The sequence below is a fragment of the Streptomyces flavidovirens DSM 40150 genome (assembly GCF_000429085.1).
Lineage (GTDB): Bacteria > Actinomycetota > Actinomycetes > Streptomycetales > Streptomycetaceae > Streptomyces > Streptomyces flavidovirens.
The window spans coordinates 13,839-31,494 of sequence record NZ_AUBE01000029.1; the positions used below are offsets into that span (position 1 = coordinate 13,839).

Genomic DNA, 17,656 nt, shown 5'->3' on the forward strand with positions numbered 1-17,656 from the left:
CGTACCCCTACTCAAACAAACGTACGAATTACGCTCCGACTGTCCACTCCTCCCCGCCACCCGGCGCGAAGAAGCGCGCCACGTGCCCGGCCGTGACCTCCTGGAGGGTGGCCGGCGACCAGCGCGGTGCGCGGTCCTTGTCGATCACCTGGGCCCGGACACCCTCGACCAGGTCGGGTGTGGACAGCGCCGCGCAGGAGACGCGGTACTCCTGCTCCAGGACGTGTTCCAGCGTGCCGAGCTCCGCCGCCCGGCGCATCGCGGCCAGGGTGACCTTGAGCGCGACGGGCGATTTGACGAGGATCGTCTCGGCGGCCTCTTTCGCCGCCGGTTCGCCGCAGTCGAAGAGACGGCCGACGATCTCCTCGACCGTGCCCGCCGCGTAGCAGTGGTCGATCCACGCGCGGTGCGCGGCGAGTTCCGCCTCGGGCGCCGGGCGGGCGTACCGCGACATCACGTCCCGCGCCCCGTCCGTCGCGAGATCCGCGAGGAGGGCGGGCAGCCGGTCCGCCGGTACGAAGTGGTCGGCGAGCCCGCACAGCAACGCGTCCCCCGCGCCGACCGCCGCCCCGGTGAGCGCGAGGTGCGTACCCAGCTCTCCGGGCGCCCTCGACAGCAGCCAGGTGCCGCCGACGTCGGGCACGAAACCGATGCCGGTCTCGGGCATGGCCACCCGCGAGCGCTGCGTGACGACGCGGACGCTGCCGTGGGCGGAGACCCCGACGCCGCCGCCCATCACGATGCCGTCCATGACGGCGACGTACGGCTTCGAGAAGCGGGCGATGTGCGCGTTGAGCCGGTACTCGTCGCTCCAGAACGCCGCCGAGGCGGTGCCGCCCGCCCTGGCGTCCTCGTAGATCGACCGGATGTCCCCGCCGGCGCACAGGCCGCGCTCGCCCGCCCCCGTGATCACCACGGTCGCGACGGCCGGGTCCTGCTCCCAGGCCGCGAGGGCGCGGGCGATCCGGTTCACCATCGCGTGGTTCAGGGCGTTGATGGCCCGTGGCCGGTTGAGGGTGAGGTACGCGGTGTGCCCTTCGGTGCGCAGGAGTACGGAGTCGTCGGTCATTCGGGTGTTCCTTCCCACGGTCGAACGTCCCAGCATCCCGACGTCCCAACGGTCGCGGATGATCTTTTCTACACGCGTGAAGCTCCGCTGTTGGCCCGGTTAAGAAATCCTCGATGGACCGGGCGGCGCCGGGGCGACAGATTGGTACGCGTTCAGGATCACCTCCCCTCCCGGCTGGAGCCGAAGCCATGAAGGCACTTGTCAAGCAGTACGCCGAGCCCGGGCTGTGGCTGATGGATGTGCCGGAGCCGGAGACGGGCCCCGGCGATGTGCTGATCAAGGTGCTGCGTACCGGCATCTGCGGCACGGACCTGCACATCAGATCCTGGGACGGCTGGGCCCAGCAGGCCGTCTCCACGCCGCTCGTCCTCGGCCACGAGTTCGTGGGCGAGGTCGCGGCCGTCGGCGCCGGCGTCGCGGACATCGCGGTCGGAGACCTGGTGAGCGGCGAGGGCCACCTGGTCTGCGGGAAGTGCCGCAACTGCCTCGCCGGGCGCCGGCACCTGTGCCGCTCCACCGTCGGGCTCGGTGTGGGCCGTAACGGCGCCTTCGCGGAGTACGTCGCCCTGCCCGCCTCCAACGTGTGGGTGCACCGAGCGAAGGTGGACCTCGACGTGGCCGCGATCTTCGACCCGTTCGGCAACGCCGTGCACACCGCGCTCTCCTTCCCCCTGGTCGGCGAGGACGTGCTGATCACCGGCGCCGGCCCGATCGGCATTATGGCGGCGGCCGTGGCCCGGCACGCCGGTGCGCGCAACGTCGTGATCACCGACGTGAGCGAGTCACGCCTGGAGATCGCCCGCAAGGCCGGCGCGACGCTCGCCCTCAACGTCGCGCAGTCGGACATCGCCGACGCGCAACGGCAGTTGGGCCTCAAGGAGGGCTTCGACGTCGGCCTGGAGATGTCGGGCCGGCCGGAAGCGATGCGCGACATGGTCGCGAACATGACGCACGGCGGGCGGATCGCCATGCTCGGGCTGCCGGCCGAGGAGTTCGCCGTCGACTGGTCGAAGATCGTCACGTCGATGATCACCGTGAAGGGGATCTACGGCCGTGAGATGTACGAGACGTGGTACGCCATGACGGTGCTGCTGGAGGGCGGTCTTGACCTGAGCCCGGTCATCACGGGCAGCTACGCCCACCAGGACTTCGACGCGGCGTTCGACGAGGCGGCGACCGCCCGCAGCGGCAAGATCATCCTCGACTGGACCACCTGAGCCCGTTGCCGCTGCGCGGAGCTTTCCCCGACCCGCCCCTTCCCGAACTGGGGGCAAGCCCCCAGACCCCGGACGGGCTGGCCTTGCCGCGCAGCGGCAAGGCCAGCCCGCCGGCGCTGGAGGACCGGGGTCGGGGCCGGAGCCCGCAGCAGCGCTCCCGGCCTCACCAGCCCGTTTGCGCTGGAGGACCGGGGGTCCGGGGCAAAGCCGCAGCCCACCAGCCCACCCGGCGCTGAAGGACCAGGAACCGGGGCAAGCCCCAGCAACACCCCCCGCCCCACCAGCCCGCCCGGCGCTGGAGGACCGGGGGCCGGAGCGAAGCCCCGGCAGCACCCCGGCCCCACCAGCCCACCCGACGCTGAAGAACCAGGGACCGGGGCAAAGCCGCAATACCCCCGGCCCCACCAGCCCGACCGGCGCTGGAGGACCAGGGACCGGGGCGAAGCCCCAGCAACACCCCCCGGCCCCCCAGCCCACCCGGCGCTGGAGGACCGGGGACCGGGGCGAAGCCCCGGCAGCCCCCCGACCCCTCCAGCCCGTCCGGCGTTTGAGGACCGGGGTCTGGGGCGGAGCCCCAGTTCGGGAAGGGGCGGGTCGGGGAAAGCCCCGCGCAGCGGCAACCCGCCCGGACCGCCACCACACCCACCTACACGCACCGCCCACCACCCACCGCCCGCCGCACCGCACCGCACCGCAAGGAGACGCTCACCCCATGTACACCTCCGTCCGCGAAGACCTCCGCACCACCCTCGACGAAATCCGGACCGCCGGCCTCTACAAGCCCGAGCGCGTCATCGGCACCCCCCAGAACGCCTCCGTCACCGTCCCCTCCGGCGACGTCCTCAACTTCTGCGCCAACAACTACCTCGGCCTCGCCGACCACCCCGAAGTCGTCGCCGCCGCCAAGGACGCCCTCGACCGCTGGGGCTACGGCATGGCCTCGGTCCGCTTCATCTGCGGCACGCAGGAGATCCACAAGGAGCTGGAGCAGCGCCTCTCCGCCTTCCTGGGCCAGGAGGACACGATCCTGTACTCCTCCTGCTTCGACGCCAACGGCGGCGTGTTCGAGACCCTCCTCGGCCCCGAGGACGCGGTCATCTCCGACGCCCTCAACCACGCGTCGATCATCGACGGCATCCGCCTCTCCAAGGCCCGCCGCCACCGCTACGCCAACCGCGACCTCGCCGACCTCGAGCAGCAGCTCAAGGACACGCAGGACGCCCGCCGCCGCCTCATCGTCACCGACGGCGTCTTCTCGATGGACGGTTACGTCGCCCCGCTCGCCGAGATCTGCGACCTCGCGGACCGCTACGACGCCATGGTCATGGTCGACGACTCGCACGCCGTCGGCTTCGTCGGCCCGGAAGGCCGCGGCACCCCCGAACTCCACGGCGTGATGGACCGCGTCGACATCATCACCGGCACCCTCGGCAAGGCGCTCGGCGGGGCGTCCGGCGGTTACGTCGCCGCTCGCGCCGAGGTCGTCGAGCTGCTGCGCCAGCGTTCACGCCCGTACCTCTTCTCGAACTCCCTCGCCCCGGTGATCGCCGCCGCGTCGATCAAGGTCCTCGACCTCCTCGAATCCGCCGGTGAGCTGCGCGAGCGCCTCACCGCGAACACCAAGCTCTTCCGTACGAAGATGACCGAGGCCGGCTTCGAGATCCTCCCCGGCGACCACGCCATCGCCCCCGTCATGATCGGCGACGCGGCGGAGGCGGGCCGCATGGCCGAGCTCCTCCTGGAGCGTGGCGTGTACGTGATCGGCTTCTCGTACCCCGTCGTCCCCATGGGCGCGGCCCGCATCCGGGTCCAGCTCTCGGCCGCGCACTCCACCGCCGACGTGGAGCGGGCCGTGGCGGCCTTCGTCGACGCACGGGCGACAATGGCTGGGTGATCGACCCCAGACGACTGCGCATCCTACGGGCCGTGGCGGACCACCGGACGGTGACCGCCGCGGCGGCTGCGCTGTATCTGACGCCCTCCGCCGTGTCCCAGCAGCTCGCCGCGCTGGAGCAGGAGACCGGCCACACCCTGCTGACCCGCAGCGGCCGGGGCGTACGCCTGACGGCGGCCGGCGACATCCTTCTGGCCCACGCCAACGCCGTACTGGCGCAGCTCGAGCGGGCCGAGGCCGAGCTGGCGGCGTACGCGGGCGGGGCGGCCGGTGAGGTGCGGGTGGTGGCTTTCGCGACGGGCATCGCGGAGGTCCTGGCCCCGGCCATCGCCCGTCTCGCGGACGGCCACCCGGACATCCGCGTCCGCGTCCGGGACGCCGAGGGCGATGAGAGCCTGCCGCTGGTGCTGGACGGTGAGGCGGACGTCGCCCTGGCGGTGGAGTACCGGGGCGCGCCGCGCGAGGACGACCAGCGCCTCGCGCGCGTACCGCTGTACGCGGAGCCGTTCGACGCCGTACTGCAGGCGTCGCACCCGCTCGGCCAGGCCCCGCAGGTCGCGCTCGCCGACCTGTCCGACAGCGACTGGATCGGCCCGTACCCCGGCAATCCGTGCCACGACGTGATGCTGCTGGCTTGCGAACTCGCCGGCTTCGAGCCGCGGCTGGTGCACTCGTCGGACGACTTCCGCGCGGTGGTGGCGCTGGCGGCTGCCGGGGCGGGGGTGGCGCTGGTACCGCGTTCGGCGCTGCGCGGGATGGAGCTGAAGGACACGGTCGTACGCCCGGTATCGGGCCCGGCGGCGACCCGCCGGGTGTTCGCCGCGGTGCGGCGGGGGGCGGAGCGTCATCCCCTGATCAGCCCGGTACTGGGCGCACTGGCAGAGGCGGCGACAGGCCTCACCACCGGCTGACGCCCTCTGCGGCTCCGCACCGCCCCGGCCCACAGGCGCCCGGACGGGCCGGTTTTCGCAGCGCAAGCAGCACACACAGCCGGAAGTGCCGACGCGTACCTTGCGGACACACTCCCCAGCCGGTCCTAGCCGGTCACCGCCGGCGGCTGCTGGGCCGTCAGGCCGGGTGCCTCGTCCACACGCGGCAGCTGCGGCTCGGGCTGCGCCTGCGCCTGTGGCGGCGGCTGCGCCGGTCCTTGGGGCTGCGCCTGTCCCTCGGCCTGGCCTTGGGCCTGCCCCACCTGCGGCGGACCCTGCTGCTGCGCCGCCCGCTCCAGGAACCGCAGCAACTCCACGGGGAACGGCAGTACCAGCGTCGAATTCTTCTCGGCCGCCACAGCCACCACCGTCTGGAGGAGCCGCAGTTGGAGAGCCGCCGGCTGGTCGGACATGACCCCGGCCGCCTCCGCCAGCTTCTTCGACGCCTGAAGCTCCGCGTCCGCGTTGATGACGCGCGCCCGCCGTTCCCGGTCGGCCTCGGCCTGCCGGGCCATGGACCGCTTCATCGTCTCCGGCAGCGACACGTCCTTGATCTCGACCCGGTCGATCGATACGCCCCACCCCACAGCGGGGCTGTCGAGCATCAGCTCAAGTCCTTGGTTAAGCTTCTCCCGGTTGGACAGCAGATCGTCGAGATCGCTCTTGCCGATGATCGACCGCAGTGATGTCTGCGCCATCTGCGAGACCGCGAACCGGTAGTCCTCCACCCTCACGACGGCGTCGGCGGCGTCCATCACCTTGAAATAGATCACCGCGTCGACCCGGACCGTGACGTTGTCGCGGGTGATGCCGTCCTGCGCCGGCACCGGCATCGTCACGATCTGCATGTTGACTTTCCGCATCCGGTCCACCACAGGAACGATCAGGGTGAAACCGGGGCCCCGGATGTCCTTGCGGAGCCGCCCGAGGCGGAAGACCACGCCTCGCTCGTACTGCCGCACCACTCGCGCCGCCGCCGCGACGTACACCACGGCGGCCGCTCCCGTGGCCGCCCCAACTGCCAGAAGCTCGTCGAGCATCACGACCCCCATGGGTCCAAACGCATCTTATTTGTCACGATACGCCCGGAATTCCACCCCGGTCGATACGCGACCCAGCGGCCGTTAATTGAACATGGAATCCATTTGCATGTAGCGTTCGGTGACCTCGCACCTTCGTCCACTCCCACAGGAGGACCCCATGGCCGTACCCAAGCGGAAGATGTCCCGCAGCAACACCCGTCACCGGCGCGCGCAGTGGAAGGCCACCACGCCGCAGCTCGTCCCCGTCACCGTCGACGGCTCGGTGTACCGCGTGCCGCAGCGGCTGGCCAAGGCGTACGAGCGCGGGCTCCTGCGCCCGGAGGGCTGACCGGCATGACCGGTGTGACCGCTGCGACCGGAACGACAGGCGAGACCGTCCCCGCCTTCCACCGGCTGCCCGTGACCGTGCTCTCCGGGTTCCTCGGGGCCGGCAAGACGACCCTGCTCAATCACATCCTGGGGAACCGGGACGGCTTGCGTGTCGCCGTGATCGTCAACGACATGAGCGAGGTCAACATCGACGCCGCGCTCGTGCGGGGCGGCACGGCGGCGCTCTCGCGCACCGAGGAGCGCCTGGTCGAGATGACCAACGGGTGCATCTGCTGCACGCTGCGCGACGACCTGCTCGAAGAGGTCGACCGGCTGGCGAGGGAGGGCCGCTTCGACTATCTCCTCATCGAGTCGAGCGGCATTTCCGAACCCATGCCGGTGGCGGCCACGTTCGCGTTCCCCCGCGACGACGGCGCGACGCTTGGCGACCTGGCCCGGCTCGACACCATGGTCACCGTCGTGGACGCCGCGGGGTTCCTGCCCGAACTGACCGGCGGCGACGGACTCGCCGAGCGCGGGCTCGACCAGTACGAGGACGACAACCGCACCGTCAGTGACCTGCTGGTGGACCAGATCGAGTTCGCCGACGTCATCGTGCTCAACAAGCTCGACCTCGTCGATCCGGAGACGGCCCACCGCCTGCGCGCGGCACTGTCCCGCCTCAACCCGGCGGCCAGGATCGTGGCCGCCACCCATGGCCGCGTCTCCCCCGCCGACGTACTGGGCACCGGGCTCTTCGACCTGGAGCGCGCCCAGGAGGCGCCGGGGTGGGTGCGGGAGCTGAACGGCGACCATGTGCCGGAGACCGAGGAGTACGGCATCTCCAGCACGGTCTTCCGCGCGGACCGCCCGTTCCATCCGGGGCGCCTGTGGGACTTCGTCACCCGCGGGCTCGACAGTGGAGCGTACGGGCAGGTCCTGCGTTCCAAGGGCTTCTTCTGGCTGGCCACCCGGCCCCGCGTCACCGGCCTGTGGTCCCAGGCGGGCGCCGTAGCCCGCTTCGAGCCCTCGGGGGCGCGCGACGCGGACACCGAGCAGGGGCAGGAGCTCGTGTTCATCGGTACGGGGCTGAGGGCCGGGGCCCTGCACGCCGCGCTCACGGCGTGCCTGGTCACGGCCGGCGAAGACGCCCCGGCGGACGACCCGTTCCCCGCCTGGGACACGTACGGCATCGACGACGCGTGCGAGCACGAGCCGTCGGAGCCGTCGGAGCCGTCGCAGGAGCCGCGGCCTCTTACAGCGGCGCTGCCGGGAGCGTGACCTCGAAGCGGCAGCCGCCCTTCACGTTGCGTACGTCGGCACGCCCCGCGTGGGCCTCGACGATGCCGCGGACGATGGCGAGCCCGAGGCCGGCGCCTCCCGGTGGCGTACGGGCCTCGGTGCCGCGCCACCCGGTGTCGAAGACGCGCGGGAGGTCGTCGGCTGGAATGCCGCCGCAGCCGTCCGTGACGGACAGGACCACGCGGTCCTCGCACTGTTCGGCGCCGACGGCCACCGTGCCGTCGGCAGGGGTACGGCGGATCGCGTTGACGAGGAGGTTGGCGAGGACGCGGGTCATCTCGCGTGCGTCCACCTCCAGGGCGAGGGCTTCCGCCGTGTCACCGACGAGGCGTACGCCCTGCTCACGGGCGAGCGGGTCGGCGCCCGCGAGCGCCTCGCCGATGAGGTCGTGGGCGGAGATGCGTACCGGCGTCAGGGCGAGCGCGCCCGCGTGGATGCGGGAGAGCTCGAAGAGGTCACCGACCATGGAGTTGAGCCGGTCGACCTCGGTGCGCATCTGCCGGTGGTAGCGGGCCGGGTCGGCTACGACGCCGTCCTCCAGCGCCTCCGACATGGCGCGCAGCCCGGCGAGCGGGGTGCGCAGGTCGTGGGAGATCCAGGCGACGAGTTCGCGGCGGGAGGTCTCCAGGGCGCGCTCGCGTTCCCGCGAGGCGGCCAGTTTCGCGCTGGTCGCGGCCAGTTCACGGCCCAGCGCGTCGAGTTCGGCGGTGGACGAGCCGGTGGGGGCGGCGAAGGAACCGCCGTCACCGAAGGTACGGGCCGCCAGCGTCAGCGCGTTGCTGCGGGCGACGACCCAGCGGCCCAGGATCAGCGCGGTCGCCAGGGAGACCAGGGCGGCCATCGCCACGACCATGGTCACCACCGTCAGGTCGTGCGGCGACAGGAACATCGCCTTGCACACGGCGAGGGTGCCGGCAAACATCGCAGTGACCGTGACGGCGGCGACGACCGTCAGCGAGACGACGACCGAACGCCTGCGCAGCAGACGCAGCACCACGGCGCCGAGCAGCCCGGCGGCGGCGGCCCCGAAAAAGGCGATGAGGGCGATGAGCGGCAGATCACGCACGGCTGCCACCCCGCTCTTCGCCGGTACGACGGTGAGCGGCGGCGGGGCGTTCACCGAAGCCGCGACCGTTGGCGGCAGCGGGACGGCCCTCGAAACCGGGGCGGTTGGCGGCGCCGGGGCGTTCACCAAAGCGGGGTCGACCACCCGCACCGGGGTCATCGGCGCCAGGACGACCCTCAGCGGCGGAGTCGTCGGCGCCGGGACCGTCGGCCGCAGCGGGACAGCCCTCAAAGCCGGGGCGATCGGCGGCGGCAGGACGACCAACCACGCCAGGTCGACTCACCGCACCGGGGTCATCGGCGCCAGGACGACCCTCAGCGGCGGAGTCGTCGGCGCCGGGACCGTCGGCCGCAGCGGGACAGCCCTCAAAGCCGGGGCGATCGGCGGCGGCAGGACGACCAACCACGCCAGGGCGACTCACCGCACCGGGGTCATCGGCGCCGAGGCGACCACCCGCGCCGGGGGCTTCGGCGCCGTGGTGACCCTCCGCGCCAGGGTTATCGGCGCCGTAGTGACCCTCCGCGCCGGGGTCATCGGGGGCGGGGTGGTCGTCGAAGCGGTAGCCGACGCCCCAGACCGTCTGGATGAGGCGGGGCCGGGCCGGGTCGTCCTCGATCTTGCCGCGCAGCCGCCGCACATGGACCGTGACGGTGGACAGGTCCCCGAACTCCCAGCCCCAGACGTCGTGCATCAGCTGCTCACGGCCGATGGCCTCACCCCGGTGGCTCATGAGGTGCGCGAGGAGGTCGAACTCCCGCAGGGTGAGGGCGAGTTCGTGGCCACCCTTGGTGGCACGGCGGCCCGTGGGGTCGAGGACGATCCCGGCGGCCCGCACCTGCGGGCCCCGGTGCCGGTGCTGGGCGGTGGCCCTGCGGAGTACGGATTCGACGCGCAGCACCAGCTCGCGCGGACTGAACGGCTTGGTCACGTAGTCGTCGGCCCCGACCTCCAGGCCCAGGATCCGGTCGTCCTCGTCACCGCGCGCCGTCAGCATGATGACCGGGACGGGACCGTGCGCGCGCAGTTCGCGGCACACCTCAAGGCCGTCCATGCCGGGCAGCATGAGGTCCAGGACCACGAGATCGGGCCGGTGGTCCCGCGCCTGCCGCAGCGCGGTGGGGCCGTCGGCGGCTTGCGTCACGATGAAACCCGCACGTTCCAGGTAGCCGGTGACGACCTCGGCGACGGTCGGATCGTCGTCGACGACCAGGATGTTCTGCATGGACAAAGTCTCGCCGACGTACGGGCGGCGACGGCCGTTCGGGCCCTTACGAAGCGGTGACGACCGGACGGTCCGCCGGTGCTCGCCGGTTGTCCGATTCCTTCAAGAGCGGGACCCGGCGCCCCGCCTACGTTGAACGCATGACTCCACGACTTGACGCCATCGGAATTGTGGCCGCCGACATGGCCGCCTCGCTCGCCTTCTACCGGCTCCTCGGCCTGGACATCCCCGCCGACGCCGACACCGCCCCGCACGCCGAGGCGACGCTGCCCAGTGGCCTGCGCGTCCTGTGGGACACGGAGGAGACCATCCGCTCGTTCGACCCGCAGTGGAGCAGGCCCGAGGTCGGCGGCGACCGGGTCGGCCTCGCCTTCCGCTGCGACAGTCCCGCCGAGGTCGACGCGGTGTACGACGCGCTGACCGCCGCCGGGCACCGTGGGCACCTCAAGCCCTGGGACGCCTTCTGGGGACAGCGTTACGCCGTGGTGCTGGACCCCGACGGCTGCGGGATCTCCCTGTTCGCCGACGCCACGTAGGCACCCAGCGTCGTGCCGGCCAGGTCGCGCATCTCGCGCGAGAGGTGCGCCTGGTCGGCGCAACCGGCGGCGAGGGCGGCCTCGGCATACGGCATTCCGCCCCGTACGAGCGCGAGCGCGCGCTGGAGCCGCAGGATCCTGGCCAGCGTCTTGGGGCCGTACCCGAAGGCGGCGAGTGAACGGCGGTGCAACTGCCGGGCGCCGAGGCCGACGGCGTCGGCGGTCGCCGCGACGGTGCGGCCGGCGGCCAGTTGGCGGGCGATGGCGCGCAGCGCCGGGTCGGGCGGTGGCGCGTCGGCCGCGTGCCGCAGGGCGGCCTTCTCCAGGGCGGCCGCCGGGTCCGCCGCGCCGCTGACCAGACCGGTCAGGGCGCGCACCCTGGCTGCGGGCCACAACTCGGCCAGGTCCACGCGCTGGTCGCGCAGCTCGTGCGCGGGTACGCCGAGGAACGCGGGGGCCGCGCCGGGGGCGAAGCGCACTCCGTCGTAGCGGGCGTTCGCGCCTGCGGGGGTTTCGCCGGGCGGGTGGGCGTGGGTGTCGGGTCCTGCGACGTACAGCTTGCCGTTGGTCCACAGCAGGTCCATGCAGCCGTCCGGGAGGACGGGGTGGGCGGCGGGGCCGGAGGCCGGGGGCGGCACGGTGCGGGTCCAGACGACGGCGCCGTCGAGCCGGGACGCGCGTTCGGCGTACATGGTCCCCAGGGTAGGGAGGGTGCTCTTTCCCCACCCCGCCCCTTCCCGAACTGGGGCCCGCCCCAGCCCCCGGTCCTCAAACGCCGGACGGGCTGGAGCTGACCGGGGATGCCTGGGGCGCCGCCCCGGTCCCCGCTCCTCGAACGCCGGACGGCTGGATGTGCGGGCAGGGGCGAGCTGTGCCGATCTGGGCCGCACCAGCGGCCCGGCCGCTGCGACCAGGCCGCGCGACTTGGTCCGCCTCGCGGCAACCATCTCCCAGCCCGTCCGGCGTTTGAGGACAGGCCCGTAGGGCGTCGGGGTCCGGGGCTGGCCCCCGGGTCGGGAAGGGGCGGGGTGGGGAAGTCGCCCCGCAGGGCACCCCCGGCCGCACCCCCGGCCGCAGCCCCGGCCGCACCCTCCTCCCGCCGCGCCTACTGGCGTGAGTCCCGTGGCTCGCGTGCCGGCCGTGACGTGTCCTTCGGTTCCTTCTCCCGGCTGGTGTGCAGGCGGGACTTCACATCGTCCGGCGGCAGGAAGCGCGACCACCGCTCCGGGAACTCCGACGGCATGTCCGGGTCGGACTCGTCCGCGTCCCCGTCCCCCGCCGCCGCACGCGCCGCTTCCGCCCGCGCGATGACAGCCGCCGCCTGGGCCGTCCGTACCCGGTCGTTGGCCTCACGGGCCGCGGCCGTGGCGACCGAGGGCCAGACCCGGTCGATCGCGGCGTTGACCGCCGCACCGACCAGGACCGCGAAAGCGCAGATGCAGATCCACAGCAGGACCGCGATGGGGGCGGCCAGGGAGCCGTAGATCGTCGGGCCCTCGACCGTGCTGGTGAGGTAGATCCGGAGCAGGAAGCTCCCGAGCACACACATCGCGAGCGCCATAAGCGCCCCCGGCACGTCCTCCACCCACGGCGAACGCACGGGCACGGACACGTGGTACAGCGTCGTGAGGAAGACGATCGACAGCACGATGACGACGGGCCAGTACAGGATGCTGACGACCTCCGTCCCGAACGGCACCAGGTCCACCACCCGGTCGGGACCGACCACCATCAGCGGAAGAACGACCGCGCCGATGATCAGTGCGATGACGTACAGCAGGAAGGCGAGCAGCCGGGTCTTCACGATGCCGCGGTGGCCGTCGAGCCCGTACATGACGGTGATCGTGTCGATGAAGACGTTGACCGCACGGGAGCCCGACCAGAGGGCGATGGCGAAGCCGATGGAGATGATGTCGGGGCGGGCGCCCTGGGTGACGTCGGCGATGAGCGGTTTGGCGAAGTCGTTGACGCCGCGGTCGGACAGGACCGTTTCGGCGGCGGTCAGGATGTTGCGCTCGATGGACGCGACCGTGTCGGTGTCGGTCCAGGCGTCGACGTAACCGAGCAGGCCGATCATGCCGAGCAGGAGGGGCGGCAGGGACAGCAGGGTGAAGAACGCCGCCTCGGCGGCGAGACCGAGGATGCGGTACTCGATGCACGAGTTGACGGTGTCCTTCAGCAGCAACCAGACCAACTTGCGCTTCGAGACGTTGCGGTAGAGGACTCTTGCCCGGTGAAGCCGGCCCTCGGGCCGTTCGGGTGTTTCTTTTGCTGCCTGCACCTCCTTACCGTAGCGGCATGGCAGCCACCACTCACACAGTGACCAATCAGGCTCCGCCCCTGGTGGAGTACGACGTCTTCACGTCCGACCGGGCCCTGTCGGAGGGTGTGGAACGGCACGTCGCGCCCGAACTCGCCGAGGAAGTACGGGAAGAACTGGCGGGCCTCGGCCGCACCGCCGGGTCCTTCCAGGCTCAGGAATGGGGGGTGCAGGCCAACGAGAACCCACCAAAACTGCGGACCCACGACCGCTACGGCCATCGGATCGACGAGGTGGAGTTCCATCCGGCCTGGCACCGGCTGCTCGACAGGGCCGTCGCGGCGGGGCTCACGGACGCCTGGGGACGGCCCGGCGGGCATGTGCGGCGAGCAGCGGGCTTCCTGGTGTGGACGCAGGCCGAGGCGGGGCACGGCTGCCCGGTGTCCATGACACACGCGGCGGTGCCGGCGCTGCGCACCGACCCGGCTCTGGCCGCCGAGTGGGAGCCGCGGCTCACCTCTCATGTGTACGAGGAGGGGCTGACGACGCCGTCGCTCAAGGCCGGGGCGCTCTTCGGGATGGGCATGACGGAGAAGCAGGGCGGCAGCGACGTACGCGCCAACACGACGCGGGCGGAGCCGGTAGCCGGGGCGGGCGAGTACCTGCTGACCGGGCACAAGTGGTTCTGCTCGGCGCCGATGTCCGACGGCTTCCTGGTGCTGGCGCAGGCGCCGGGCGGGCTGAGCTGCTTCCTGGTGCCGAGGGTGCTGGCCGACGGGACGCGCAATGTGTTCCGGATCCAGCGCCTCAAGGACAAGCTGGGCAACCGGTCCAACGCGTCGAGCGAGGTCGAGTTCGACGGGACGTGGGCGCGGCTCGTCGGTGAGGAGGGGCGCGGGGTGCGCACCATCATCGAGATGGTGGCGGCGACCCGGCTCGACTGTGTGCTCGGCTCGGCGGCGCTGATGCGCCAGTCCGTGGCCCAGGCCACGCATCACGCGGCGTACCGCAGCGCCTTCGGCTCCAAGCTGATCAACAAGCCGCTGATGCGCAACGTGCTGGCCGACCTGGCGCTGGAGTCCGAGGCGGCGACGACGCTCGCGATGCGGCTGGCGGCGGCGTACGACAGCGACACCGAGCAGGACCGTGCCTTCCTGCGGCTGGCGGTGCCCGCCGCCAAGTACTGGGTGACGAAGCGGTGTACGCCGGTCGCGGCGGAGGCGCTGGAGTGCCTGGGCGGCAATGGGTACGTCGAGGAGTCGGGCATGCCGCGGCTGCTGCGCGAATCGCCGCTCAACTCGATCTGGGAGGGCTCGGGGAACGTACAGGCGCTGGATGTGCTGCGGGCGCTCCAGCGCGAACCGCAGGCGCTGAACGCCTTCCTCACCGAGATCGGTCAGGCGCGCGGCGCCGACCACCGCCTCGACGGGGCGATCAAGGATCTGCTGACCGAACTGGCCGACCTGGGCGGCATGGAGGGGCGGGCGCGCCGCGTCGTCGAGCGGATGGCGCTCGTGCTGCAGGGTTCGCTGCTGGTGCGGTGGGCGCCGCCGGAGGTCGCGGACGCGTTCTGCGCGTCGCGGCTCGGTGGGGACTGGGGCGCGGCGTTCGGCACGCTGCCGCACAGCCTCGACCTGGCGGCGGTGGTGGAGAGGGCGCGGGTGGAGGTGTGAGGAGCGGCGAGGGCGGGACCCACAGGGACTGACCGGGGCTGATCGGGGGTCGATCGGGGCTGATCAGGTCCGGCCGGTCAGGCCGGGAGGCGGAACACCGCCCGGCCGCCGGGCCCGTTCCGCTGCCCGACCCGGCGGGCCGCCGGGGGAACGACCCGCCGGGAGATGGGAGCCGCCGGGGTGATGCTGCGCCGACACGGCATCACCCCGGCTGAACGTCTCCACCTTCGTACAAACGCGACCCGGCGCACGAGAGTTGCAGACCGTTGCAAAGTTGTCCGGACTACAGGCGCGCGCGCCCACGACGGTGCACGATGAGGAGTGACCACCTCACAGCCAGTGACCCTCACGTGAGTTACGGGGTACGCCCAGTGAACATCCAGCCTCTCGACCCCCTCCGCCTGTCACCTCCGGGCACCGGGCCCAGCGCCGATGGGACCCGGCTGCTGGCCCGGGTACGGGCAGCCGCCCTCGCCGGCGAGACGCCGCACGTCGCGCCGCGTCCCGTCATCGACGCGTCCTGGCAACGCGTGATGCGTATCGGGATCGACCCGGACCGGAGCACCGCCAGCGACCTCCTGCCGGCCGGTGAACTGGAGCACCGGCGCCGGTCCACCGCGCTCGGTGAGCTGCTTCCCTCGCTCAGCCAGGGGCTGATCTCGGTCGTGCAGGCGTCGCAGCAGATCATGGTGGTGACCGACGAGGAGGGCCGCGTGCTGTGGCGCGACGGCGACCGTGGGGTGATGCGCAAGGCCGACGGCATCTGCCTGGAGGCGGGCGCGGCCTGGAGCGAGGACACGACGGGCACGAACGGCATCGGCACCGCGTTGGAACTGCGCAGACCCGTCCAGGTGCACTCCGCCGAGCACTTCGTCCGTACGCTCCACGACTGGACGTGCGCGGCCGCGCCCGTGCACGATCCGCGGGACGGGCGGCTCCTCGGCGTCATAGATGTGAGCGGGGCCGACTCCACGTTCCACCCGGCCACGCTCGCCCTCGTGGAATCCGTGGCCCGGCTCGCCGAGGCCGAACTGCGCGACCGGCACCTCATGTCCGTCGAGCGGCTGCGGTCGGTGGCGTCGCCCATCCTGTGCCGGGTGGGCGGCCGGGCGCTCGCGGTCGACTCGCACGGCTGGCTCGCGGCGGTGACAGGGATGCCGCCGGTCGACCGGCTGCCGCTGCCGAAGTCGTTCCGGGCGGGCCGAAGATGGCTGCCTTCGCTGGGCATGTGCGCGGTGGAGCCGCTGCCGGGCGGGTGGCTGGTGCGGGTGGAGGAGGCGGCGGCGGCTGGGCCGGACGTGGCCGAGAGCGCGGTGAGCCGGGTCGTACTGGACCTGAGCAGTCGGCGGCGTTCGTCGGTGACCGTTTCGGGACCGGCCGGGCGCTGGACGCACGAGCTCAGTCCACGGCACGCGGAGCTGCTGTACGTACTGTGTGTGCACCGGGAGGGGCGCAGCGCGGCCGAGCTGGCGGCGGATCTGTTCGGCGACCGGACGCGGACGGTGACGGTACGGGCCGAAATATCCCGGCTTCGGCGCCACTTCGCCCAGGTCCTGGCCCACCGTCCGTACCGCTTCGTGGACGAGGTGGAGGTGGAGGTGGTCCCCCCGCCCCACCCGGCGGACCTGCTCCCCCACTCCACGGCCCCGGCGATCACGGCGGCGCGACGGCTGCCGGCGCAGGGTTAGGCGGCGACGCGAGCCGCTGCGTGGGACCCCTTCCTTCTCCCCTTCCCGCTCCGCCGCGCGGGGGGCGAGCCCCAGACCCCGGACGGGCTGAATGTGCTGCGGCGGTTGAGAAGCGGGTCTGGGGCGGAGCCCCACACGCGCCGGAGCGGCAAAGTGTCGTAGCGCGGACCGGCGGGGTGGAGAAATAGCCCGCGCAGCGGCTCGCCCTAGCCGTACGCCGGTACCGAGCCGGGGCCGGCCTCCGAGCCGGCACCGGCACGCCACGGCGGATTCGCGCCCCGCACCGCACACGTCGCCGCCGCGACCTCCGCCCCGAACCGCGCCGCGTCCTCCGCCTGCCGCCAGGTCAGGCCGCCGAGCCCGCCGCCGAGCAGGCCGGCGGCGTGCAGCCGGGGCCAGTCGCCCGGACCGGCTGAAGTCGACCGACGTCACCGGCTCCGTGTCATGCGGGGGCTGTGCCCCGACCCGCCTCCGCGATCCGCCCCGCCCTCGGCGCTGCCCCACGCCTCGCTCCTCAAGCGCCGGAGGCGCTGAGAGGTTCCGTACGCGGCACCATCCAGCCCGTCCGGCCCTTTATCGAGCCTGGCTTTGGCCAGGGCACGGGCCCGTGGTTCGCTTGCCGCATGAGCACCGTCACTGTGACCACCTGGTCCCTGGAACAGACCTCCCCCGACGACCTGCGGCCGGCCGCCGAGCCGGCGGGGGACATCCGGATCGTGCGGGCGCAGATCCCCTCCCCGGAGTTCAGCCGCTTCCTCTATACGGCGGTGGGCGGTGACATCGGGTGGACCGACCGGCTCGGGCTCACGTACGAGCAGTGGCAGGCGGCCCTGGACCGGCCCGGTGTCGAGACCTGGGTCGCGTACGAGAACGGCACTCCGGCCGGGTACGTGGAGCTGGACCCGCAGGACGAGGGCGTCGTCGAGATCATGTACTTCGGTCTGATCCCGGCCTTCCGGGGGCGTCGGATCGGCGGGCATCTGCTCTCCTGCGGAGTCGCGCGCGCCTGGGATCTCGCCGAGCGGTGGCCGGAGCGCCCCGGCACGAAGCGGGTGTGGCTGCACACGTGCAGCAAGGACGGGCCGCACGCCATGGACAACTACCTGCGCCGCGGGTTCCGGCTCTTCGAGACGAAGACGGCCGAGGAGGAGGACGTGGCGAGCCCCGGCCCGTGGCCCGGAGCGCACGTCTGAGCGACGGCACGGCACCCGCCCGGAGGGCGGCCGGGGAGTGGCCGAAGAGTGACCGGTGACACACCGTCTCGCGATTCGGGACAGAGTTGTCCACATTGTGGGCGGTGGTGGACTGGCCGGAGATCCGCGTGACACGCTTCCGTCATGTCTTCAGCTGGAGTTGCCTTGGTGAGTCGGCGGCACGTCGACCTCGGCCGCATGTCCAGCGCCATCTGTTTGGTGGGCTGACAGCACAGCACCGCCGCATTTACTAGC

15 protein-coding genes and 1 pseudogene are annotated in these 17,656 nt (G+C 72.3%); 10 read left to right on the plus strand and 6 right to left on the minus strand.

Annotation, left to right across the window (positions count from 1 at the left end):
* Positions 1–28: 28 nt before the first annotated feature.
* Positions 29–1,069 carry an enoyl-CoA hydratase/isomerase family protein gene (locus tag G412_RS0127310; RefSeq protein WP_028814848.1) on the minus strand — a complete coding sequence of 347 codons (1,041 nt, stop codon included), beginning with the start codon at positions 1,067–1,069 and terminating at the stop codon, positions 29–31.
* Between the two features lie 188 nt (positions 1,070–1,257).
* On the opposite strand from G412_RS0127310, the gene tdh reads away from it, so the two are divergent.
* The 3 genes from tdh to G412_RS0127325 all read left to right on the plus strand — a co-directional run bounded on the left by tdh (position 1,258) and on the right by G412_RS0127325 (position 5,091).
* The gene (tdh, locus tag G412_RS0127315; protein ID WP_028814849.1) at positions 1,258–2,286 is read left to right on the plus strand and encodes an L-threonine 3-dehydrogenase; all 1,029 of its coding nucleotides are present in this window, start codon (positions 1,258–1,260) and stop codon (positions 2,284–2,286) included.
* Positions 2,287–2,998: 712 nt separating this feature from the next.
* Positions 2,999–4,180: a glycine C-acetyltransferase gene (locus G412_RS0127320; protein ID WP_028814850.1), complete on the plus strand. Its 1,182-nt coding sequence runs from the start codon at positions 2,999–3,001 to the stop codon at positions 4,178–4,180.
* Positions 4,177–5,091, plus strand: a complete 915-nt coding sequence (locus G412_RS0127325; RefSeq protein WP_028814851.1) for a LysR family transcriptional regulator — start codon at positions 4,177–4,179, stop codon at positions 5,089–5,091. The genes G412_RS0127320 and G412_RS0127325 overlap by 4 nt, the downstream gene beginning before the upstream one ends.
* 125 nt (positions 5,092–5,216) lie before the next feature.
* Here G412_RS0127325 and G412_RS0127330 read toward each other — a convergent pair whose 3' ends face one another.
* Positions 5,217–6,149: a slipin family protein gene (locus G412_RS0127330; RefSeq protein WP_028814852.1), complete on the minus strand. Its 933-nt coding sequence runs from the start codon at positions 6,147–6,149 to the stop codon at positions 5,217–5,219.
* A gap of 160 nt (positions 6,150–6,309) precedes the next feature.
* On the opposite strand from G412_RS0127330, the gene rpmF reads away from it, so the two are divergent.
* Both rpmF and G412_RS36220 read left to right on the plus strand, forming a co-directional pair.
* A complete protein-coding gene (gene rpmF, locus G412_RS0127335) occupies positions 6,310–6,480 on the plus strand; it encodes a 50S ribosomal protein L32 (RefSeq protein WP_028814853.1) in 171 nt (56 codons plus the stop codon).
* Positions 6,481–6,485: 5 nt separating this feature from the next.
* A complete protein-coding gene (locus G412_RS36220; protein ID WP_051338649.1) occupies positions 6,486–7,742 on the plus strand; it encodes a GTP-binding protein in 1,257 nt (418 codons plus the stop codon).
* Here G412_RS36220 and G412_RS0127345 read toward each other — a convergent pair.
* Together G412_RS0127345 and G412_RS36225 are read right to left on the minus strand one after the other, a co-directional pair.
* Positions 7,717–8,829, minus strand: a complete 1,113-nt coding sequence (locus tag G412_RS0127345; protein ID WP_028814854.1) for a sensor histidine kinase — start codon at positions 8,827–8,829, stop codon at positions 7,717–7,719. The two genes, G412_RS36220 and G412_RS0127345, sit on opposite strands and share 26 nt — an antisense overlap.
* 493 nt (positions 8,830–9,322) lie before the next feature.
* Positions 9,323–10,051, minus strand: a pseudogene (locus G412_RS36225) (response regulator transcription factor); the annotation flags it as partial.
* Positions 10,052–10,191: 140 nt separating this feature from the next.
* On the opposite strand from G412_RS36225, the gene G412_RS0127355 reads away from it, so the two are divergent.
* On the plus strand, positions 10,192–10,587 hold the full coding sequence (locus tag G412_RS0127355) for a VOC family protein (protein WP_028814855.1): 396 nt from the start codon (positions 10,192–10,194) through the stop codon (positions 10,585–10,587).
* Here the strand turns inward: G412_RS0127355 and G412_RS0127360 are convergent.
* Positions 10,527–11,279, minus strand: coding sequence for a helix-turn-helix domain-containing protein (locus G412_RS0127360; RefSeq protein WP_208857939.1), 753 nt, complete (start codon positions 11,277–11,279; stop codon positions 10,527–10,529). The two genes, G412_RS0127355 and G412_RS0127360, sit on opposite strands and share 61 nt — an antisense overlap.
* 413 nt (positions 11,280–11,692) lie before the next feature.
* The gene (locus tag G412_RS0127365) at positions 11,693–12,868 is read right to left on the minus strand and encodes a YihY/virulence factor BrkB family protein (protein WP_078607430.1); all 1,176 of its coding nucleotides are present in this window, start codon (positions 12,866–12,868) and stop codon (positions 11,693–11,695) included.
* 17 nt (positions 12,869–12,885) lie between these two features.
* On the opposite strand from G412_RS0127365, the gene G412_RS0127370 reads away from it, so the two are divergent.
* From G412_RS0127370 to G412_RS41820, 4 genes are all read left to right on the plus strand, one after another.
* Positions 12,886–14,520 (plus strand): acyl-CoA dehydrogenase family protein, encoded by a 1,635-nt coding sequence (locus G412_RS0127370; RefSeq protein ID WP_028814858.1) that lies wholly within the window; start codon positions 12,886–12,888, stop codon positions 14,518–14,520.
* Between the two features lie 371 nt (positions 14,521–14,891).
* Positions 14,892–16,208, plus strand: coding sequence for a GAF domain-containing protein (locus G412_RS0127375; protein WP_425274516.1), 1,317 nt, complete (start codon positions 14,892–14,894; stop codon positions 16,206–16,208).
* Between the two features lie 623 nt (positions 16,209–16,831).
* Entirely contained in the window at positions 16,832–17,401 is a 570-nt protein-coding gene (locus G412_RS0127380) for a GNAT family N-acetyltransferase (protein WP_028814860.1), read from the plus strand.
* Positions 17,402–17,545: 144 nt separating this feature from the next.
* Positions 17,546–17,629, plus strand: coding sequence for a putative leader peptide (locus G412_RS41820; RefSeq protein ID WP_355714235.1), 84 nt, complete (start codon positions 17,546–17,548; stop codon positions 17,627–17,629).
* Positions 17,630–17,656 lie beyond the last annotated feature (27 nt).